Raw genomic sequence first — 22331 nt, forward strand, 5'->3', positions numbered from 1 at the left:
TATATGGCGTAAGAGAAGGAGCTATAAAGATATTAAACCACCAAGTTCACTAACTTGTTCGGTACCACAATTTCTTTCTTGGTAGGACCCGTCAAGAATTGTTGAACTTCTGGCAATGCTTTTGCTTGCGCCAAGATGTCATCTTTAGAGGCATCTACAGAGACTTCTAACTTGCCACGAAGCTTACCGTTGACTTGGACCACGATGGTTTGTGTATTACGGGTTAATGCAGATTCATCCACTTGTGGGAATACAGCAGTCGTTAACTCGATACCAAACTGAGCCAATAAAGTTTGGCTTAAGTGTGGTGCAAACGGAGCCAGTAAAGTAAGAAGAGTTGTAATCGATTCACGTGCAACCGCAACATCGTTGTCATCTTTTGCTTCAAACTTATTGTTGGCATTTAACAATTCCATCATCGCAGCAATTGCTGTGTTGAATGAATGACGACGTTCAATGTCATCACCCACTTTTTGGATGGTTTCGTGTGTTTTACGACGTAAATCTTGTGCAGCAGATGAAAGTTTTGCTGTATCAATCGCAGATGCTTGATTGCCATTTTCAAGAAAACCTGCAGCCAAACGCCATACGCGTTTCAGGAAGCGGTTTGCACCTTCAACACCAGCATCAGACCATTCAAGTGATTGATCTGGTGGCGCAGCAAACATCATGAACACACGTGCAGTATCTGCGCCGTATTGGTCAATAATGGCTTGCGGGTCGATACCGTTGTTTTTCGATTTAGACATTTTTTCCTGACCGCCAACCACAACTTCTTGACCGTCGCCTGTGTATTTTGCAGAAAGTACACGGCCTTTTTCGTCTTTTTCAAGCTCGATGTCAGCAGGGTTAAACCATGTTTTCTTGCCTGATTCCGCTTCACGATAGAAGGTATCTGCAAGCACCATACCTTGAGTAAGCAAGTTGGTGAATGGTTCATTGCCTTGTACCACGCCTTCATCACGCATCAATTTGTGGAAGAAGCGTGCATAAAGTAAATGCAGAATCGCGTGTTCAACACCACCGATGTATTGGTTCACTGGAAGCCAGGTTTGAGCAGCTTCCGGTTTCACCATACCGCCAGTAAAATCTGGAGATGCATAACGTGCATAGTACCAAGATGATTCTACGAAGGTGTCCAAAGTATCTGTTTCACGACGTGCATCGCCGCCACAGCATGGACATTTGGTCTCATAGAATTCAGGCATTCTATTCAGTGGGTTACCAGAACCATCTGGTACCACATCAGTCGGTAGAATCACTGGAAGTTGTTCTTCAGGAACAGGTACCTGACCACATTTTTCACAGTTGATCATTGGAATTGGACAACCCCAATAACGTTGACGAGAAACACCCCAGTCACGTAAGCGGAACTGAACTTTGGTATTTGCAAGACCTTGTGGTTCTAATTTTGCAATAAATGCATCAAAAGCATCCTGGAAGTCTAAGCCGTCAAACTCGCCCGAGTTCACCAGTTTACCTTCTTTAGAACCGTACCATTCCTGCCATTGGGTTGAATCAAAGTCTGCATCATCTGCACCTTTGGCATCAATCACTTGCTTGATGGTTAAACCATATTTATTGGCAAATTCGAAGTCACGTTCATCGTGTGATGGAACAGCCATCACCGCGCCTGAACCGTATGACATCAATACATAGTTAGCGATCCAAACCGGAACAGCTTCACCTGTTACCGGATGCTTAACAGAAAGACCTGTTGCCATACCTTTCTTTTCAGCAGTAGCAAGGTCTGCTTCTGCAACAGAACCCATACGGCATTCTTCAATGAAAGCAGCCAATTCAGGATTTGTTTCAGCAGCTTTAAGCGCCATTGGATGTTCAGCTGCAACCGCAACATAGGTCACACCCATCAAGGTATCACCACGAGTGGTATATACAGTTAAATCATCGGCATATACTTCAGGGTTTGCTGAAGGGAAGGTGATCTCCATCCCTTGTGAACGACCAATCCAGTTACGTTGCATGGTCAACACTTGTTGAGGCCAGCCGTCTTTCAGGGTATCCAGGTCGTCTAATAATTCTTGCGCATAGTCGGTAATGCGGAAGTAGTACATTGGAATATCACGTTTTTCAACCAATGCACCTGAACGCCAGCCGCGACCATTTTCAACCTGTTCATTAGCCAATACGGTTTGGTCAACCGGATCCCAGTTTACGGTTGAAAGCTTGCGGTAGATCAGGCCTTTTTTATACAGCTGAACAAATAACCATTGTTCCCAGTGATAATACTCAGGTGTACAGGTCGCGAATTCACGATCCCAATCGACTGAAAGCCCTAATTTTTTTAACTGATTACGCATGTAATCGATGTTTTCAAAGGTCCATTTTGCCGGTGCAACTTGATGTGCAATTGCAGCATTTTCAGCAGGAAGACCGAAAGCATCCCAGCCCATCGGTTGTAGTACGGTTTCACCTTTTAGACGGTGAAAACGGCTGATTACATCGCCAATGGTATAGTTACGCACATGACCCATATGCAGTTTGCCACTTGGGTAAGGGAACATCGAGAGGATATAACGACGTGGACCTTCTACGGTATCGGCAACTTTAAAGGCTTTGCGAGTTTCCCAGTCTTGTTGGACGGTAGGTTCAATCGCACTGGCTTGATATTCAGGGTCAATGTGAGTAGTCATAAACGTATATAAGAACAATGGTTAAAAAGTTTGTTGCACAGCATAGCGCAAATTGCTATGCAATGTCAGTTTCCAGATTAGGATTTTATCTTTCTGGTCATTAGAAATGGAACTTTTGGAAATATCATTTAATGATGTGATGCTTTTGAATTCGCGAGTTTCTCTTTGTTTTTTTATAAGCCACTTTTCTTGAGGTGTGGATATCTGGTTTTTGTTAGAGTATCTAACATACTCGTGTAAGTTGTTTTCTTGTTTTCTTGTTTTCTTGTTTTCTTGTTTTCTTGTTTTCTTGTTTTCTTGTTTTCTTAGGGTTGTGTTGCCGCTCTTTTCATCTTTATGATTTTTTAGTCTATAGAGAGAGTGATTACCCAGCTCGTAATCACTCCTGGTCACACTATAAGATTACTGGACTTTAGGTGTTGCAGGAATGCTGCCTTCTGGAATTACAGGAATTGTTGAATTCACTGGCTTGTTTTCTTGGGCAGTATTCTTGGCTTCTTTCGTAGCATTATTATTTTCTTGAGTCGCATGGCTAGAAGAACCCGTCGTGCCATAAGTATCCACTTTACCTTTCTTCTTTGCAGATTTTGGTGGTGGGGTGGTGGTGTAATGTGTAGACCCTTTGGCATCCACCCATTTGTAATATTCTTTAGCAAAACTCGTGGTTGAACTTAGACTGAAGCTAAAGCATACAGCCATGAATCCAATTTTGATGAAAGATGATGCCATAATAATCAAGTCCTTATTGTCATAATCAGTTGGATAGAGTGAGGGAGAAATAGAACTCCTGATTGCGTCAGTATTTTATATGATCTGGATCGTTTTGCAGAGAAAAAAGATAAACTGTCCCAAAATGCAGATAAATGAATTGTATTTAGGCAATCGTACTATTTGATGGTTAATTAAATCAGAAAAAATTTTCTTTGATCACCTAGTGGATCATTCTTTGAATATAAAAATGTATCAAGATACAAAATCAGAGTATAGGAAATAGATTTAAATTGATAAAAACATTTTTCAGTAAAATAAATATTCATTCTTTTTTATTATGATTTTTATATTTATTTTTTATGAAAAATATTTGTTATTTTATTGAAATATAATAATATTTTTAATATGTGTGATTATTGTGTGAACAGCTAGATGCAAAACGGGTGAATAAAAAGTGAATAATTCAAAAATAATGCATAAAAAGCTAATTTTTAAACTTGACTTTAATACTCGAAACCACAAAAATGCTGCTTTAGTTTTATATGCCTTAGATCGATCACCCTTCGAATAAGTGCCTTTTAGCAATGGACTTCTTCTCTAGCCGAGAAGCTGAACAAAGCCAACAAAATATGTTTATCCCAACATGTTTTAGACCTCATATTGCTCAAACAGCAACCAGGTCAGATTTTTTTCTTATTGCTATGAAAACTATGAAATTTGTGTGCTATAACAGAGCCACAGTTAATGAATTAATCACCACAAATGCCCTCCATTTGTGCGTGAAAAAAGATTAGGGTGAATCACGTTGGAACTTTTATCTGGTGGTGAAATGCTTGTTCGCGCATTGGCGGACGAAGGCGTTGAACATGTTTTTGGATATCCAGGCGGCGCAGTATTACATATTTACGATGCGCTCTTTCAACAAGACAGAATCAATCATTACCTCGTACGTCATGAACAAGCTGCTGGTCATATGGCAGATGCTTATTCACGTGTGACAGGTAAAACTGGTGTGGTACTCGTCACATCAGGTCCGGGTGCGACAAATACCGTAACGCCAATTGCAACTGCTTACATGGACTCAATCCCAATGGTGATTTTGTCTGGTCAGGTTGCAAGCCATCTTATCGGTGAGGATGCGTTCCAGGAAACCGATATGGTGGGTATTTCTCGTCCAATCGTAAAACACAGTTTCCAAGTGCGTCACGCCAGCGAAATTCCTGCGATTATTAAAAAAGCATTCTATATTGCATCTTCAGGCCGTCCGGGTCCTGTGGTTGTCGATATTCCTAAAGATGCGACCAATCCTGCAGAAAAATTTGCCTACGAATATCCTGAAAAAGTGAAGATGCGCTCTTATCAGCCACCGCATCGTGGTCACTCAGGTCAAATTCGTAAAGCGATTGATGAATTGATCAGTGCTAAACGTCCAGTAATTTACTCTGGCGGTGGTGTGGTACAGGGTAATGCATCAGCATTATTGACTGAACTTGCGCACTTGTTGGGCTATCCGGTGACCAATACCTTGATGGGCTTGGGTGCATTCCCGGGTAACGATCCTCAATTTTTGGGGATGCTCGGTATGCATGGTACCTATGAAGCCAACATGAGTATGCATAATGCAGACTTGATCCTGTGTGTAGGTGCACGTTTTGATGACCGTGTAACCAATAATCCAGCTAAGTTCTGTCCAAATGCCAAGGTTATTCATATTGATATTGACCCGGCAACCATTTCTAAAACCATTATGGCGCATATTCCAATTGTGGGTGCGGTAGAGCCTGTACTTCAAGAGATGCTGGTACAGTTGAAACAAATGAATGTTTCGAAACCAAATCCTGAAGATATTGCAGCCTGGTGGAAGCAGATTAATGAGTGGCGTGCAGAGCACGGCTTAAAAGTTGTGGCACCAACTGATGGCACGATGAAGCCACAGCAAGTCGTTGCAGCTTTAGATAAAATCACCAATAGCCAGGCCATTATTACTTCTGATGTTGGTCAGCACCAGATGTTCGGTGCGTTGTATTACAAATACACCCGTCCACGTCAATGGATCAACTCAGGTGGTTTAGGCACCATGGGCGTAGGCTTGCCTTATGCCATGGCTGCGAAACTGGCATTCCCGGATCAGCAAGTGGTGTGTATTACCGGTGAAGCATCTATTCAGATGTGTATCCAGGAACTTTCTACATGTAAGCAATATGGCTTAAATGTGAAGATCCTTTGCCTCAATAACCGTGCCTTGGGTATGGTGAAACAGTGGCAGGATATGAACTACGAAGGTCGTCACTCAAGCTCTTATGTTGAATCATTGCCTGACTTTGCCAAGTTGATGGAAGCTTATGGCCATGTCGGTATTCAAATTGACCATGCCGATGAGCTTGAGTCCAAACTTGAAGAAGCCATGGCAATCAATGATAAATGCGTATTTATTAACGTAATGGTTGACCGTACCGAGCATGTCTATCCTATGCTGGTTGCAGGTCAGTCAATGCAAGATATGTGGTTAGGAAAAGGGGAGCGCACTCAATGAGACATATCATCTCTGTTCTCGTAGAAAACGAAGCGGGCGCGCTTTCTCGTTTGGTGGGTTTATTCTCTCAACGTAATTATAACATTGAGACTTTAAATGTTGCTCCAACCGAAGATCCAACCATGTCGCGTTTGACCCTAACCACTTATGGTGATGATCACAAGATTGAACAAATCACCAAACAGCTTAATAAACTGGTTGAAGTGGTTAAAGTGGTTGATTTGTCAGAAGGTGCGCACATCGAACGTGAATTGATGTTGATTAAAGTGAAATCACTTGGATCAGCACGTGCTGAAATCAAGCGTACAGCTGACATTTTCCGTGCCCAAATCGTAGACGTCACACCAACGACTTATACCATTCAAATTGCCGGTACAACTGAAAAGCTCGACGGTTTCATCGATGCACTTGCAGAAAACACTATTCTTGAAGTAGTCCGTTCTGGTGTATCGGGCATCGCACGTGGCGAAAAAGTTTTAACAATCTAATTTTTAACACATTCTACTCATCGTAAAGATGAGTATCCAGGTCAATGAATACCAATAACATCATTGACTTGGATAAAAGGAAACATAAGCATTTAAGCGGAGACAGCAATGCAAATTTTTTACGATAAAGACACAGACTTATCTATCATCCAAGGCAAAAAAGTAGCGATCATTGGTTACGGTTCACAAGGTCACGCGCATGCGCTTAACCTTAAAGATTCTGGCGTTGACGTAACTGTAGGTTTGCGTGCTGGTTCTACTTCTTGGAAAAAAGCTGAAAATGCTGGTCTTAAAGTTTCAGAAGTTCCTGCTGCTGTTGCTCAAGCTGACTTGGTAATGATCTTGACTCCAGATGAGTTCCAATCTCAACTTTACCGCGATGTAATCGAGCCAAACATCAAGCAAGGCGCGACTTTAGCATTTGCTCACGGTTTCTCTGTTCTTTACAACCAAGTTGTTCCACGCGCTGACTTAGACGTAATCATGGTTGCGCCTAAAGCACCTGGTCACACTGTACGTTCTGAATTCCAACGTGGTTCAGGTGTTCCTGACTTAATCGCGATTCACCAAGATGCTTCTGGTAACGCGCGTAACGTTGCTCTTTCTTATGCTTCAGGTGTAGGTGGCGGCCGTACTGGTATCATCGAAACTTCATTCCGTGAAGAAACTGAAACTGACCTATTCGGTGAGCAAGCAGTTCTTTGTGGTGGTGCTGTTGAACTGGTTAAAATGGGCTTCGAAACTCTTGTTGAAGCTGGTTATGCTCCAGAAATGGCGTACTTTGAATGTCTACACGAACTTAAATTGATCGTTGACTTAATGTTCGAAGGCGGTATCGCGGACATGAACTACTCAGTATCTAACAATGCTGAATATGGCGAATATGTAACTGGCGTTGAAGTTATCAACGAACAGTCTCGTGAAGCAATGCGTAATGCGCTTAAACGTATTCAATCTGGTGAATATGCGAAGATGTTCATCCAAGAAGGTGCATTGAACTACCCATCTATGACTGCTCGTCGTCGTCAAAACGCAGCTCACGGTATCGAAGTAACTGGTAATAAACTTCGTGCTATGATGCCTTGGATCCAAGCAAACAAAATCGTTGATAAAGAGAAAAACTAATTTCTCGAATCAATTGATTTGATGCGAAAACCCACTCAGTTTTGAGTGGGTTTTTTTATAGTCATTCATTCGTGCCTTGTACTTCATTCAAAGCGTTGCTTTTCCTCCTTGCACTTCGTTCAAAACAGTGTTTTGAACTCGTTCATACCTTAGATTTAAACGAACAAAATCGTTGATAAAGAGAAAAACTAATTTCTCCAATTAATTGATTTGAAGAGAAAACCCACTTTTTTTGAGTGGGTTTTTTTATTGCATAGATTCTCAGATGAAGATCCGTCTATTAACAACTTGCAACAAAACACAGGGGTTAGAGATGGATTAGATGTAATTTTAACTGTGATAGAGTAGACATAATTTATTTTATTGTTGAGTGTGGCTGAGCAATGAAAACTCAAATTTTACTATGTCTTACTACTTTATCACTTTCATTTTTAAGTTTTGCAGAAACAGTTCCTGCATCAGGCACTGACAACCTGAAATCTTTCACTAATGTTCGTGTTTCTATGCAACGAATGTTGCGTTCGGACGATGGACGCTATTTTCTGGATTTATATGCTGGTATCTGGAATCCGCACGGCACCCTCCATGATTTGACCGATCAAAAAGCGATTGCTTTTAAAGGCTTACAAAAAGGAGATCAGCTTAATCTTAAATCGGTAAGTGTAAATGGTGATGTAGCAGTATCTGAACAATATCAGTTAAATGGAAATTTAAATGCAAATACTGGAGATATGTCAGCAGTTTTCATTACGCCAAAGAACAATGAAAATATACCAATTCAATTCGGGCCTGCATTTACAACAGTAGAAAGGCCGTTATTCATATTTAAATTTTATGGTTTGGAAAATGCCCAACAACCTTATGGAAGAGCCTTAAAACAAGTAGATGTGTGGAATAAAATCACCAATAAAGTGGTCCAAAGCCTGACAGGATTTACCGCTTATCCCAAGAGTATTGGCTATATGGATATCAATTTGGATGGCTATTACGACATCGTTCTGTCTGATACTTCAAATGAACGAAAAATTGAAGATAAGCGTTTTATCTACTGGATGTATAATCCTAAAACCCATCAATTTCAACGTTCACTCCAAATGGAAAATATTACTGGATTCCCTGCGATCCGGGGAGAAAAACAGCAAATTGATTTTGGCTATGGTCAGGTCTATCAAATAAAAGATGGCTTATTAAATCGGGTTGAAGGGAATTGATAAGATATTATAAAAGTGCTTTAAAAAAATAGTTGTTGTAACCTAAAAATAGGATAGTGCTATATCCTATTTTTATAATTATGGCCTGTAAATAGTTGGAAGTAAGATTTAATTTTAAATTTATTGTCTCTTATAATCATAAAAAAATTAATTGAGTAAACATTTGAATAGCCACCACTCTCCTAGACGAATTTAGTCTATTCTTTTTACATGGAAGTAGATAAAAATATATTAAAGTGATGGCTAATTATCATCAAACTGAAAGAATCAACATCTATGCTGAATTAAAAATAATGATATAGGTGTTGTATGACAAATGTGTATGCGACAGATCTACTAAAACAACAAAATTTTCCAGAGAATTTTCAATTTTATTTTAAAAAAAATAAGCAAGATCGCATTTGTGATGATATCGCAACAATTAAGGATTTAATCCGTCCACGGCTAAAGATTGCGATTGTGACAGAAACCTGGTCTCCAGAAATTAACGGTGTCGCCCTGTCTTTATTGCAACTATGCAAGGGCCTGCAAAAGCAGGGTCATAAAATTTTACTGATTAGGCCGGAGCAAAAGCAGACATGCTATCAGTTCCTGCCAAATCAGGAGTGTTTAGTCAAAGCCCAAGCTATTCCTCAATATCCAAGCTTGCAATTTGGCTGGCCACAATTTTTAAAAGTCTCTCAGGCATTGGATCAGTTTGCACCAAATGTCGTGCATATTGTTACGGAAGGGCCATTAGGACTCAGTGTTTTGCAGACTGCAAAAACCAAGGGTATTCCTGTTTCAAGCGGTTTCCATTCACCTTTTCAAGAATTTAGTCGCTACTTCGATTTGGCCTTTTTAATTAAGCCGATTCAGCGCTATTTACGTTGGTTTCATAACAATACACAACTCACCTGTATTCCCAGTAAAGATACGGAATATATTTTGAGACAGTTTGGTATTTGTTGCCCATTGGTGGTTGTAGGTCGTGGTGTGGATATTGCATGTTTTTCTCCACAACATTGTTCAAATGCTTTGCGCCAACAATGGGGTGCGACATCCACCACCAAAGTCATGCTGTATGTGGGACGTTTGTCACCTGAAAAGGAAATTGATGTGCTGATCAAAGCCTATCTCTGGATGAAGGAAAATATGCAGCAGGATATCAAACTGGTGATTGTGGGGGATGGTCCAGAGCGTAGTCGCCTCGAAATGTTATGCCAGGGTCAGGAGGTTGTGTTTACAGGAAATTTATCGGGTTTGAAACTTGCTCAAGCTTATGCAAGTGCTAATGTTTTTGTGTTTGCCAGTCAGGTTGAAACCTTTGGAAATGTGGTACTTGAAGCAATGGCCAGTGGCTTACCTGTGATTGCTTATAATTATGCCAGTGCGCATTTGCATGTCAAACATGGCGAAACGGGTTGGTTAAGTAAATTAGGTGATACCACGAGTTTAATTCAGTCGATCTATCGGCTGCCGAATAATCAGCAATTGAAACAGATGGGGATAAAAGCTCGAGAGGCTGTACAACATATAGGTTGGCAGTATCCCGTACAACAGTTTGAGCAAGCACTGTATGGGGTCGCAATGGAGACGAAAATGACATCCTAAATTTTAAGCAAAGACTTAAAGGAGCATCATCATGAATTTAAAAAAAGCAAAAATAACGATGTTGGATCTGGATTTAAAAGGCTGTTTGTATCTGAATAATTTTTCACATTCACAAGCGGTTGCCTATTTTTTTAAAATGATCAGCCGTTTAGGCAATGGCATGTTTTGGTTTGTTATGCTGGCCAGTCTGTGGATGCTGCAAGGTGCATTCTATATTGTGCAGCTGTTATATTTACTGATTAGCGGATCAATAGGCACAGCCATTTATAAAATATTAAAAAATAAAACTGTTCGTCCTCGCCCTTATCAAGTGCATCAGGTGATTCGCTTGCAAGAACCACCACTCGATCATTTTAGTTTTCCTTCCGGGCATACCTTGCATGCCGTGATGGCGAGTACGGTGATGGGGTATATACAGCCTATGCTTCTTGTTCTGATGTTGCCATTTACCATTTTGGTGGCAGTATCGCGTATGGTGCTCGGTCTGCATTATCCCAGTGATGTGCTGGTGGGTGCATTGATTGGGGTAGTGGTGGCCAGTGGGATTATTATGAGCGCGCCATTTTTTAATATCATGTTGTAAAAATACATGCCGATAAATCAGGAAACTCATGCGATTTTTCTAAAATTTGCTAAAGTATCGCCACTGATTTGAAAATATTAGGAATAGCTATGGGTTTGCGTTGGACAGATACTATTGATATTGCGATTGAGCTTTCTGAAGCACATCCAGATGTAGATCCGCAATGGATTCGTTTTACCGACTTACATGCCTGGGTATGTGCATTACCAGACTTTAGTGATGACCCAACCAAATCGACTGAAGGTTTGCTGGAAGGGATTCAAATGGCCTGGATTGATGAAGTGCGTTAATCACTACATCGAAAAAAGCAATTTTTTTACATATCAAAAGCGGAAAAAAGTCCATTATTCGGTATAATGCGGCAAATTTTCATGTCAACAATTGACTTAAGGAGCCAATCAATGGCTATTGAACGTACATTATCTATCGTAAAACCAGACGCAGTTGCTAAAAACCACATCGGCGACATCTTTGCTCGTTTCGAGAAAGCTGGTCTTCAAATCGTTGCAACAAAAATGAAACACTTGACTCAAGCTGAAGCTGAAGGCTTCTACGCTGAGCACAAAGAACGTGGTTTCTTTGGTGACCTAGTTGCATTCATGACTTCTGGTCCAGTTGTAGTTTCTGTTCTTGAAGGCGAAAATGCAGTTCTTGCTCACCGTGAAATTTTGGGTGCAACTAACCCTAAAGAAGCAGCTCCTGGTACTATCCGTGCAGACTTCGCTGTAAGCATCGACGAAAACGCTGCTCACGGTTCTGACTCTGTAGCATCTGCTGACCGTGAAGTTAACTACTTCTTCGCTCAAACTGAGATTGCTCCACGTACTCGTTAATTCGCAGTATTCAAACCAGATAAGTGGTATACTGCTTATCTGGTTTTTTTATTCCCTGAATAATTCTTTGCTCACATATTGAGCTTCTCCTTTCATTCTTCGACATGGTTTAGGTAATACACATGAGTACTGAAGTAGTCGCTACATCAGCAATTTCTGATGCACAGCAACCATCTCCATCCACTCCCACGCAGCAAAATTCTGTGGAGAAAGTGAATTTACTTGGCATGTCACGTCCGCAAATGGAAAAATTCTTTGAGGACATGGGGGAGAAGAAGTTTCGTGCCGGGCAGGTGATGAAATGGATTCACCAATTCTTCGTGACCGACTTTGCTGAAATGACCAATATTTCCGGCAAACTGCGTGAAAAATTGGAAAAGATTTGTGAAATTAAAGCCCCGGAAGTGGTGCATAAAAACTATTCCAAAGATGGTACCCGTAAGTGGGTGTTCCGTGTCGGCGATGGTGATGGCTCTTTGGTTGAAACCGTATTGATTCCTGCAGAGGACAAAACCGGTTCACGTAAAACCTTGTGTATTTCTTCGCAAGTGGGTTGTGCGCTTGACTGTTCATTCTGTTCTACAGGTAAACAGGGTTTTCAGCGTGATTTAAGCCAGGCTGAAATCATTGGTCAGTTGTGGATGGCAAATTTCTCTTATATGGAAGATGTGCCTGTAGCTGAACGTGAGCGTTCAGTGACCAATGTGGTGATGATGGGTATGGGCGAGCCTTTACTCAACTATGATGCCGTACTGAACTCTATGCGCATTATGCTGGATGACTTTGCTTATGGCATGTCTAAGCGCCGTGTAACACTTTCAACTTCCGGTGTGGTACCGAAAATCGATCAGTTGGCACAAGACATTGATGTAGCTTTAGCCATTTCTTTGCATGCAACCAATGATGAACTTCGTAACGAACTGGTTCCAATCAATAAAAAATATCCATTGGAGCAATTGATTGCAGCTTGTCAGCGCTATATTGGCAAAGATGGCAATGAAAGCTCACGTAAACACGTGACTATTGAATATGTGATGCTGGATGGCGTGAATGATCATCCTGAGCATGCACAGCAAATGATTAAGCTGTTAAAGAACTTGCCAAGTAAAATTAACCTGATTCCATTTAACCCGTTCCCGCATGCACCATATGGGCGTTCAAGCCGTAATCGAATTATTTCTTTCCAAAAAACTTTGTCTGATGCCGGTTTTGTGTGTACGATTCGTCAGACACGTGGCGATGATATTGATGCCGCGTGCGGACAGTTAGTCGGACAAGTTGCTGACCGTACCCGTCGTGCGGAACAGTGGAAAAAGAAAGTGGCGCAGCAAAATGAGATTCTGCGCACTCAGGGATAATAAAGGGGATGTCAATTGAGAAAGCCCACATATAAATTAGCTTTTATTACAACAATTTGTATGTCCGCTATTTTTGTTACTGCGTGTCAGACACCAGCAACAATAGGGAAGAAAGACCCTGAAAAAGCAGTGAAAGTTCGCACTCAATTGGCGGCAGAATATATTAAGTCGGGTGATCTGGATTCTGCCAAGCGTGCTTTAGACCAGGCACTTGAAGTAGATTCACGCGATTCAACTGCAAATATGATGATGGGGGTTTTACTGCAACAAGAGGGCAGTAAAATCAGTCTGGATAAAGCAGAAAGCTATTTTAAGCGCGCTATTTCTGCCGACCCGAAAAATGCACAAGCGCGTAACAACTACGGTACTTATTTGTATCAAATTGAGCGTTATAATGACGCGCTTGAACAACTCAATGTGGCTGGGACTACATTGGGCTATGAGCAACGCTACAGAGCATTGGAAAATGCAGGGCGAATTTATTTAAAGCAAGGCGATATGGTGAATGCTGAAAAAACATTCAAGCAGGCCCTGCAAGTAAATCGTGACTCGTATGTTTCAATGTTAGAGTTGTCAGAAATTTTTTATGTCAAACAGCAGACCGCTGCCGCAACACAATTGTATGAACAGTTTGTGCGCAGTGTCGGTCAAAAGAATCAAGGTGCGCGTGCGCTTTGGATTGGTATCCGAATTGCGCGGGCAAATAGTGACCCAATGGGAACGCAGGTTCTTGTGAATCAATTGCGTGCGCTTTTTCCTGAGAGTCCGGAATACCAACGTTATCTGCAATTACAGCACAGTACTGAGGCCGTATGGAAGTAAATCCTAATTCACCGCAATCGAATGGTTCAAGCGTAGTACCCACTGCATTAGGAAATGTTCAGCGTCCAGGCGAATACTTGCGTCAAGTTCGAATTGCACAAAAGCGTGAATTAAGTGAAGTTGTCAAAGATTTAAACATCCCTGTAAAAACTTTGACTGCTTTGGAACAAGATGATTATAAAGCTTTGCCAGAAGCCACCTTTATTAAGGGGTATTATCGTACCTATGCGAAATACCTGAAGGTTGATGCAAGTTCTATTATTCAACGTTTTGATGATATTTATCAAAATGATACCGGCTTGTTACCGAATCATGCCTTAAACAATTCACCGATTAAAATCATGGGCAAGCTGCCAGGTTCTAATAGTGACCGTAACAAGAAATGGTTAAAACGCATTCTGGTTACTTTGGCGGTACTGGTTGCAATCGCTGTTGCAGTTATGGCGATACAAAACTGGTCATCCAGCACAGAAAGTGATAGTCAGGAAGTTGCAGCAACCGAATCCGATGTACAGGTGCTGAATATGGATAACTCGACTGTGGTTTCAGGAGATCAGCTCGAGCTTGAGTTTAGTCATCCAACTTCTGTACATATTGTGGATTCAACAGGTAAAGTGCTGGCAACAGGTCGTCAATCATCTACTTTGAAGCTGAATGGTGAAACACCATTCCAAATTCGTCTGGATGATGCATCGGCAGTTACTTTAACCTTAAATAATGAAAAGATTGCATTGTCACCTTATACCGTGAATGGAAAGGCAGATTTCCGTTTGTCACGTTAATGGGTCAAGAATAGAGCGATATCAATGATTGAAAATCCGATTAAGCGCCGTCCCACTCGTAAAATTCGTGTAGGTTCTGTGTATGTGGGTGGTGATGCACCGATCAGCATCCAGAGTATGACCAATACTGAAACCTGTGATGTTGCTGCAACCGTGGCGCAAATCCAGCGTTGTGCAGATGCCGGTGCGGATATCATGCGTGTTTCTGTACCATCAATGGAAGCGGCAGCAGCATTCGGAGAAATCCGCAAGCAGGTCAATGTTCCGTTGGTTGCCGATATTCACTTCGACTACAAAATTGCTTTGGCGGTTGCCGATCTGGGCGCAGACTGTTTGCGAATTAACCCGGGCAATATTGGTTCTGAAGCGAAAATTCGTGAAGTGGTTGCAGCGGCAAAACATCATGACATTTCCATGCGTATTGGCGTGAATGCCGGTTCACTGGAAAAAGACATTCAGAAAAAATATGGCGAACCTACAGGTCAGGCTTTGCTTGAATCTGCGATGCGCCATATCGATATTCTGGACCGCCTCAATTTTCAGGAATTCAAAGTATCGGTAAAAGCATCGAACGTATTCCTGACTATGGATGCTTACCGCCTGTTATCACAACAGATTGATAATCCATTACATTTGGGTGTGACCGAAGCCGGTATTTACCGTACCGGTTCGGTGAAATCAGCGATTGCACTTGGCGGTTTGCTGATGGAAGGCATTGGCGATACCATGCGTATTTCCCTGGCTGCTGAACCTGAAGAAGAAGTGAAAATTGGTTTTGATATCTTAAAATCATTGGGACTTCGTTCGAACGGCATTAACTTTATTGCCTGCCCAAGTTGTTCACGCCAGGAATTTAACGTGATTAAAGTGATGCAATCACTGGAAGAGCGTTTAGAAGATATTCGTACCCCAATGGATGTGTCCGTCATTGGGTGTAAAGTGAATGGTCCGGGTGAAGCCAAAGAAGCCGATATTGGCGTAGTAGGTGCAAGTCCGCGTTCACTGGTGTATCGTAATGGCGAGAAAAGCCATTTAATCGATACCAATCAATTGGTTGATGAAATCGAAACTATGGTTCGTCAACGTGTTCAAGAGCTTGAAGAAGCTAAATCTAAAGAGATCATTCGTAGTTCATCATGAGTTCAATTGTCGCAATCAAAGGTTTTAATGACATTCTTCCAACGCAAACCCCTGCGTGGAGACGTCTTGAGCAACATTTAGCATCACTTATGGATGCTTATGGTTACCAGCAAATCCGTTTGCCGATGGTTGAGCAGACCAATCTGTTCAAACGTTCAATTGGTGATGCAACCGATATCGTCGAAAAAGAAATGTACACTTTTCTGGACAAAGGTAATCCACCTGAGTCTTTGACTTTACGTCCAGAAGGGACTGCAGGCTGCGTGCGTGCCATGCTTGAGCATAATTTGCTGCGTGGTGCGACTCCGCGTGTGTGGTATATCGGGCCAATGTTCCGTTATGAAAAACCGCAAAAAGGTCGCTATCGTCAGTTCCACCAATTTGGTGTGGAAACTTTTGGTGTGGCAACGCCAGACCAGGATGCTGAACTGATTCTGATGACTGCGCGTTTATGGAAACGTATGGGTGTTGCAGATAAAGTACAGCTTGAATTGAATACACTCGGTGAGTCTGATGAACGTGCAGCTTATCGTGCAGCCCTAGTAGAATTTTTAGAGTCACATAAAGCAGATTTGGATGAAGATTCACAGCGTCGTTTAACCACGAATCCACTGCGTATTCTTGATTCTAAAGATGCGAAAACTCAGTCGATTCTTGAAAATGCGCCTAAATTGCATGACTTTATGGGTGAAGAAACCTTGGCTCACTTTAGCCAATTGCAACAGTACTTGACTGATGCAGGCGTAAGTTTTGTCATTAACCAGAAGCTGGTTCGTGGTCTGGACTATTACAACAAAACTGTATTTGAATGGACAACGACGCATTTGGGTTCACAAGGCACTGTATGTGCCGGTGGCCGTTATGATGGTCTGGTGGGTCAATTGAAAGGCAAGGCTGATCAATCGGTCCCTGCGGTGGGCTTTGCCATGGGTATGGAGCGTTTGTTGCTGCTACTTGAACAAGTGGAAGACAACACACCCGTGCGTGATTGTGAAATGTTCTTGGTTTCAGACTCAGCGACCCAAGGTCAGGCTTTAGTGCTTGCAGAACAGATCCGTGACCAGCTTGAAGCTACCAATAGCACAATCCGTTTGAAAACCGGTTCACAAGGTTCAATGAAATCTCAGATGAAAAAAGCCGATCAGGCGGGTGCTGTTTATGCTTTAATCTTTGGTCAGCGTGAGGCGGAAGCTCAGCAAATTCTGGTCAAGGAGTTGGCGACAGCAGAACAGACTGAAATTGCGGTGGCTGACTTTGTGCCATTTATCATTGAAAAATTTTCTTCAAAATAAGCCGAATAACATAAGGAAAAGGTAATCCCATGAACGCATTGAGTGATGCAGAACAACTTGATAGCTTAAAATCTTTCGCTAAAAAATATGGTTCTGCCATGATGAGCGGAATTTTAATTGCGTTGATTGCCTTTTTCGGCTGGGAATATTGGCAGAAGAAAAACTTGGCTGAATCACAAATGGAAACAGCCAAGGTTCAACAGTTGATGGATGATGCAAAAAGTGCTTCAGGCGATGCCAATGCATTTAATGCCTTATCTGCAACTGCGGACAAGATTGTCAAGGAAGCGCCAGATTCTGTTCAGGCCATTCAAACTCAATTGTTGATGGCAAAACTGGCCTATGACAAAGCTGACTATGCACATGCGGAACGTGCATTGAAGAAAGTTGAAAATTCTAAACTGGATGATGCCGGTCTGGTACAGGTTGTTAAGCTGCGTTTGGCTTATGCTCAGCTGGCACAAAAAAAATATGACGATGCTATTAAAACATTGGCTGCGGTAACAGATCCTGCATTTAAGGCAACTGCTGATGAAGCACGTGGTGATGTCTATGTGGCTAAAAATGATATAGAAAATGCTAAAAAATCGTACATGAGCGCATGGGATGCGTTGCTTGAACGTAAGCAAGAGCGTCAAATTTTACAAATTAAACTCGAAAGTGTCGGCGTTTTAGTTGATGATCCTGATGTTGAACGCCCAATTTTAGAAACACAAGTGGATGAGTCATGATGGATAGAAAATACAAAATACCGTTTGCACTAACAATTTTAACATTTGCACTTGCTGGTTGTTCTACCAATAAAACCAAGGTGGAAGAGGTTAAACCAAATCCATTACCTAAATTGGTGCAAGCAAAAAATCTTGTTCCTGTATTTTCTCAAAGCGTTTCTTCGACCAGTAAGGCAGACCCGTTACGTCTACGATTAGATGCCGATAACGGTGTGGTTTTTACTGTTGATCCAAATGGTGAAGTGGCTGCCTATCAAGGTAAACAACGCTTATGGAAGCAAAAAGTTTCTAAACAGGGCCTAAGCTCGGGTATTGAAGCTGGCGAAGGTATTGTGGTTGTTGGCAATAAAAAAGGTCAGTTGTTTGCTTTAGATCAGGCGACAGGTGAACAAAAATGGACGACTCAGTTGTCGGGTGCCGTATTATCTGCGTCACTTATTCAATCTGGTCGTGTTATTACCATCACTAATGATGATACTGTCTATGCGCATGATCTTGCTACAGGTCAGCAGGTCTGGACCTATAATCTGCCAAATGTACAGTTCAGCTTGCGTGGTACAGCAACTCCGGTTGCCCTTGATCCGCGTACTGTCCTGATTGCATCATCAAATGCCTATATTTATGCACTGGATATTATTAGCGGCGTGCCGCGTATGCAGCGTCGTGTAGCTGTTAGTGAAGGGCGTTCGGATATTCAGCGTCTGAATGATCTGGATGGCGATCCTGTGGTTGCTGGACAATTCCTGGTAACGACCAGTTTTCAGGGGCAGGTGACAGTGATGGATCTGGCTGCACAACAAATTGTGTGGAGCGAAGATGCCAGCAGCATCCAGCGTCCTGAAGTGTTTAATAACACCGTCTATGTTGCTCAAGCCGATGGCAAAATCACCGCTTATGCTCTGACCACGGGGCAGCAATTATGGCAAAATGACAGCCTGCTGAATCGCCAGTTAAGTAATCCGGTGATCTTGGGCCAAGATCTGGTGGTGGGTGATCTGGATGGTGTATTGCATTTAATTGACCCGGCAACAGGCCAGTTGATTGGTCGTTCAAAAACCAGTGGTGAAGTGCGTACACTGCGTGTGATTGATAATCAACTTTATGTGGCGACCCGTAAGGGTGCTTTAAGCATCTGGCAGAACCGTTAAAATTTTTTTCAGCCTTATGTTAAACTAAGCTAACCGTATTTTTTTACACGGGGGATTGAGTATTCAATGCCCCGTGTTTTATTTATTTTTGGCTAATTATTTCTTCCATTGTTTCTGATTGTTCAGACCAGACCTACTGGCTGATCTTGAATAAAGGTTAATCTATGAAACCCGTAATTGCGCTCATTGGTCGTCCGAACGTCGGAAAATCAACGTTGTTTAACCAGATCACCAAGAGCCGTGATGCGCTTGTTGCTGACTTTGCCGGTCTGACCCGTGACCGCAAGTATGGCGATGCGACATATCAAAATAAATCATTCATCGTTGTTGATACTGGTGGTATTGGCGAAACTGAAGGTGGAATCGACTCCTACATGGCTGAACAGTCCAAAACAGCCATTCATGAAGCCGACATGATCATCTTTGTGGTAGACGCACGTGCCGGATTACTGGCATCTGATGAGCAGATTGCACGTGACCTGCGTACCCTTGGCAAAAAAGTATTCCTGGTTGCCAACAAGGTAGATGGTGTACATGCTGAAGCCGCACTGGTTGAATTCTACAAACTGGGGATGGGTGAGCCATTACAAGTTGCTGCCAGCCATGGTCGTGGTGTACAGCAAATGCTTGAAGATGTGCTTGCTGATGTTCCTGAAGATGAAAACCCTGATCAGCACGATAAAGACACCGGTTTACGTTTAGCGATTATTGGTCGTCCCAATGTGGGTAAATCGACATTGGTCAATCGTCTGCTGGGTGAAGACCGTGTTGTAGCATTTGACCAGCCGGGTACCACCCGCGATTCAGTATATATTCCATTTGAACGTGATGGCCGTAAATACACCTTGATTGACACTGCTGGTGTACGTCGTAAAGGTAAAGTAGATGAAATGATTGAGAAATTCTCAATCGTGAAAACTTTACAAGCGATGAAAGATGCCCATGTTGTGGTGATTGTGGTCGATGCACGTGACGGGATTGTTGAGCAAGACTTGCACTTGATTGGCTATGCGCTTGAAGCGGGACGTGCTATGGTGATCGCGATCAACAAATGGGACAACATGTCTGAGTATGATCGTAAGCAATGCAAGCTGGATGTTGATCGTCGCTTTGACTTTATTCCTTGGGCGAAGATTCACTTAATCTCTGCACTACATGGTACAGGGGTAGGCGATCTCTATCCGTCAATTCACCGTGCCTATGATTCTTCACACTTGAAAGTATCTCCGGCAAAAATCACGCAAATTTTGAATGACGCAACCGACGCGCACCATCCACCGATGGTACAAGGTCGTCGTATTAAAATGCGTTATGCCCATATTGGCGGTCAAAATCCACCAACGATTGTCATTCATGGTAACAAGGTGGATAAAACTCCTGCAGACTACCGCCGTTATTTGGAAAACGTATTCCGTAAAGTGTACAAGCTTGAAGGTACACCAGTAAAAATCGAATTTAGAACGTCTGAAAACCCGTTTGAAGGGCGTAAGTCACAAATTGATGAACGCACGGCAGCACGTAAGCGTCGTTATGTGCAGAAGTTCAAGAAAGCCGAGAAGAAATTTAAACGTGGTTAAGCATCCGCTTTAAATGGAATTTAAAAAGCCCAAAGTGATCTTTGGGCTTTTTTCTTTTAAGATAGGCTTCTATTTTTGAAAGGTGATCTTAGTGAGTAGACTGATACGGGTGGATGTAAATGCACTGGAACAGATCGTTCATTTGGATAATGCACTCGATCGCAAAAGCAAAATTCAGTTGCAAAAACAACAAATTCATCACTTTCGCAATCAATTACTTTCCGAGCAATTAAAGACCGTAATTCAGCATGAGCAATTGGCAAATACTGAATACGGTAAGCCATACTTGATTAATTTTCCTGAATTTTATTTCAATCATAGTCATAGCCAAAAAAATTATGCTTTAGCCACCAGTACAAATATGCCGGATATCGGGGTAGATATTGAAGATCTGGACCGGCAGGTCAGATTTGAAGCATTGGCGAATCATGCATTTCATCCTGATGAATTAAAATATTGGAATGAATTGCAACATGAGCCAGAATATTGGTTTAAAGTCTGGACCACCAAAGAAGCAGTATTGAAAGCTGCCGGACTGGGCGTGCGCTTAAATTTAAATGAGTTAAATACTTTCGTCCATCCAGTGCATAATGGCGGATTGTGTAGTCATCCTTTAATTGGAACATTTGCTTATCAAAACTTTCATTTGGGTCAAGTCATGCTTACGGTTGCCTGGCGTTCAGAAGCCTCTTGTAAGGGTTTTAGCTTTCCTGAAATAAAAATATTTTTATCCTCTTAAAAGATGTTGTTCTTATTCATGTCCCTATAAGATCGTAACAGCTTTAAAGTCCAAGATTCATCTGGATAAACACAAATCAATAAAGATCAATAGGGTAAAAAATCAGCGACTTGTATAGCCTGTTTTAAAATCAAAACAGGCGTTTTTATTTCAATAATCAATAGTGATCAAGGTTTAGCGAGTGGGTGAAAAGATACACGGATTATTGAAGGCCATCTTCACTACGATCCACTTCGATTCGATATAATTTGGTTCCATTATTGGCATAGATTAAGCGTCCAGCCTCTTTGTAGTAGGTTTCAATACGAAATTGATCTTTAGAAAAAGCACCTGCGACTGGAATCCAGGCTTTCACTGTCTGATAGCTTCTTTGATCTGTTGAAGCACCGACTAAATCTTCTACCTGCCGCTTAGACATACCAATTTTTAACTGGGAAAATTTAGAATTCTGGTAATCGCCAACAATTTCACCCGTATAGCTGCCATCAATCGAAACCTCTTTGGTGGCATTGTTATTCGGCTCCGAATTTAATGAGTTATTTTGAGTCTGTTTATTGGAAGGCATAGTAGAACAAGCCATTAAACTTAAGCTGCCGATTAAAATAAGAAGAGTATTTTTCATTATTATCGCCTTATTGAATGAATATTGAATGGGAGATAAAGATAATTTTAGTCAAAATAGTGCATTGCCAATAGTTGTTTTTTTAGTAAAGTTTTACCAATTGTTATGGGGGAGTGGGGACTTCATTGTTCTGATCAAATTTTTGCAATTTTAGGTTTTTTAAAGCAGATATAAGAACGCACATCCTATTTTTCTATTCATTCAACATATTCTCTAAGTGACCCATAAACTGTGGTCAGGCTTTTGATGGATTAACCCCAATGTTTTTTAAGACTATGCATCTGTAGGTGGGGGAGTATCGAGTCTTTCATCTAAGTTTGCTGATAACGCTGCAAGAAAATAATTTCAACCGCCCTATCTTTAAGGATCATTCTTTAAAGCCTTATTTG

General features: G+C 41.7%; 20 protein-coding genes. 17 read left to right on the forward strand and 3 right to left on the reverse strand.

Features of this window, described 5'->3' with window-relative positions:
• Positions 1–32: 32 nt before the first annotated feature.
• Both leuS and ACE01R_RS14710 read right to left on the reverse strand, forming a co-directional pair.
• Positions 33–2654 (reverse strand): leucine--tRNA ligase, encoded by a 2622-nt coding sequence (leuS, locus tag ACE01R_RS14705; RefSeq protein ID WP_395552136.1) that lies wholly within the window; start codon positions 2652–2654, stop codon positions 33–35.
• A gap of 402 nt (positions 2655–3056) precedes the next feature.
• Positions 3057–3383: a DUF4124 domain-containing protein gene (locus tag ACE01R_RS14710; RefSeq protein WP_395552137.1), complete on the reverse strand. Its 327-nt coding sequence runs from the start codon at positions 3381–3383 to the stop codon at positions 3057–3059.
• Between the two features lie 787 nt (positions 3384–4170).
• On the opposite strand from ACE01R_RS14710, the gene ACE01R_RS14715 reads away from it, so the two are divergent.
• From ACE01R_RS14715 to ACE01R_RS14795, 17 genes are all read left to right on the forward strand, one after another.
• On the forward strand, positions 4171–5898 hold the full coding sequence (locus ACE01R_RS14715) for an acetolactate synthase 3 large subunit (protein ID WP_395552138.1): 1728 nt from the start codon (positions 4171–4173) through the stop codon (positions 5896–5898).
• Complete coding sequence (ilvN, locus tag ACE01R_RS14720) at positions 5895–6386, forward strand: acetolactate synthase small subunit (RefSeq protein WP_086173954.1); 492 nt, start codon at positions 5895–5897, stop codon at positions 6384–6386. The genes ACE01R_RS14715 and ilvN overlap by 4 nt, the downstream gene beginning before the upstream one ends.
• Before the next feature lie 108 nt (positions 6387–6494).
• The gene (ilvC, locus tag ACE01R_RS14725) at positions 6495–7511 is read left to right on the forward strand and encodes a ketol-acid reductoisomerase (RefSeq protein WP_395552139.1); all 1017 of its coding nucleotides are present in this window, start codon (positions 6495–6497) and stop codon (positions 7509–7511) included.
• A gap of 383 nt (positions 7512–7894) precedes the next feature.
• Complete coding sequence (locus ACE01R_RS14730; protein WP_395552143.1) at positions 7895–8722, forward strand: XAC2610-related protein; 828 nt, start codon at positions 7895–7897, stop codon at positions 8720–8722.
• A gap of 309 nt (positions 8723–9031) precedes the next feature.
• Positions 9032–10315, forward strand: coding sequence for a glycosyltransferase family 4 protein (locus ACE01R_RS14735; protein WP_395552145.1), 1284 nt, complete (start codon positions 9032–9034; stop codon positions 10313–10315).
• Between the two features lie 31 nt (positions 10316–10346).
• Positions 10347–10898 carry a phosphatase PAP2 family protein gene (locus tag ACE01R_RS14740; RefSeq protein WP_395552147.1) on the forward strand — a complete coding sequence of 184 codons (552 nt, stop codon included), beginning with the start codon at positions 10347–10349 and terminating at the stop codon, positions 10896–10898.
• An 89-nt stretch (positions 10899–10987) separates the two neighbouring features.
• Positions 10988–11188, forward strand: coding sequence for a Fe-S cluster assembly protein IscX (gene iscX, locus ACE01R_RS14745; RefSeq protein WP_092819025.1), 201 nt, complete (start codon positions 10988–10990; stop codon positions 11186–11188).
• A gap of 111 nt (positions 11189–11299) precedes the next feature.
• Entirely contained in the window at positions 11300–11731 is a 432-nt protein-coding gene (gene ndk / locus ACE01R_RS14750) for a nucleoside-diphosphate kinase (RefSeq protein WP_078189614.1), read from the forward strand.
• 122 nt (positions 11732–11853) lie between these two features.
• A complete protein-coding gene (gene rlmN / locus ACE01R_RS14755) occupies positions 11854–13089 on the forward strand; it encodes a 23S rRNA (adenine(2503)-C(2))-methyltransferase RlmN (RefSeq protein ID WP_395552148.1) in 1236 nt (411 codons plus the stop codon).
• 60 nt (positions 13090–13149) lie between these two features.
• Entirely contained in the window at positions 13150–13911 is a 762-nt protein-coding gene (gene pilW / locus ACE01R_RS14760) for a type IV pilus biogenesis/stability protein PilW (protein WP_395552149.1), read from the forward strand.
• A complete protein-coding gene (locus ACE01R_RS14765) occupies positions 13902–14693 on the forward strand; it encodes a helix-turn-helix domain-containing protein (RefSeq protein ID WP_395552150.1) in 792 nt (263 codons plus the stop codon). The genes pilW and ACE01R_RS14765 overlap by 10 nt, the downstream gene beginning before the upstream one ends.
• A gap of 24 nt (positions 14694–14717) precedes the next feature.
• Positions 14718–15833, forward strand: coding sequence for a flavodoxin-dependent (E)-4-hydroxy-3-methylbut-2-enyl-diphosphate synthase (gene ispG, locus ACE01R_RS14770; RefSeq protein ID WP_395552152.1), 1116 nt, complete (start codon positions 14718–14720; stop codon positions 15831–15833).
• Positions 15830–17125 (forward strand): histidine--tRNA ligase, encoded by a 1296-nt coding sequence (hisS, locus tag ACE01R_RS14775; protein WP_395552155.1) that lies wholly within the window; start codon positions 15830–15832, stop codon positions 17123–17125. Before ispG ends, hisS begins: the two co-directional genes overlap by 4 nt.
• A gap of 29 nt (positions 17126–17154) precedes the next feature.
• Positions 17155–17856 (forward strand): YfgM family protein, encoded by a 702-nt coding sequence (locus ACE01R_RS14780; protein ID WP_395552156.1) that lies wholly within the window; start codon positions 17155–17157, stop codon positions 17854–17856.
• On the forward strand, positions 17856–19004 hold the full coding sequence (bamB, locus tag ACE01R_RS14785) for an outer membrane protein assembly factor BamB (protein ID WP_395552180.1): 1149 nt from the start codon (positions 17856–17858) through the stop codon (positions 19002–19004). The genes ACE01R_RS14780 and bamB overlap by 1 nt, the downstream gene beginning before the upstream one ends.
• A gap of 164 nt (positions 19005–19168) precedes the next feature.
• The gene (der, locus tag ACE01R_RS14790; protein WP_086195373.1) at positions 19169–20581 is read left to right on the forward strand and encodes a ribosome biogenesis GTPase Der; all 1413 of its coding nucleotides are present in this window, start codon (positions 19169–19171) and stop codon (positions 20579–20581) included.
• A gap of 91 nt (positions 20582–20672) precedes the next feature.
• The gene (locus tag ACE01R_RS14795) at positions 20673–21320 is read left to right on the forward strand and encodes a 4'-phosphopantetheinyl transferase family protein (RefSeq protein ID WP_395552157.1); all 648 of its coding nucleotides are present in this window, start codon (positions 20673–20675) and stop codon (positions 21318–21320) included.
• A gap of 202 nt (positions 21321–21522) precedes the next feature.
• On the opposite strand, the gene ACE01R_RS14800 is transcribed toward ACE01R_RS14795, so the two are convergent.
• Entirely contained in the window at positions 21523–21942 is a 420-nt protein-coding gene (locus tag ACE01R_RS14800; RefSeq protein WP_395552158.1) for a hypothetical protein, read from the reverse strand.
• Positions 21943–22331 lie beyond the last annotated feature (389 nt).

Origin of the sequence: Acinetobacter sp. BSP-28 (assembly GCF_044130285.1) — a bacterium.
In the GTDB taxonomy this organism is placed as follows: domain Bacteria; phylum Pseudomonadota; class Gammaproteobacteria; order Pseudomonadales; family Moraxellaceae; genus Acinetobacter.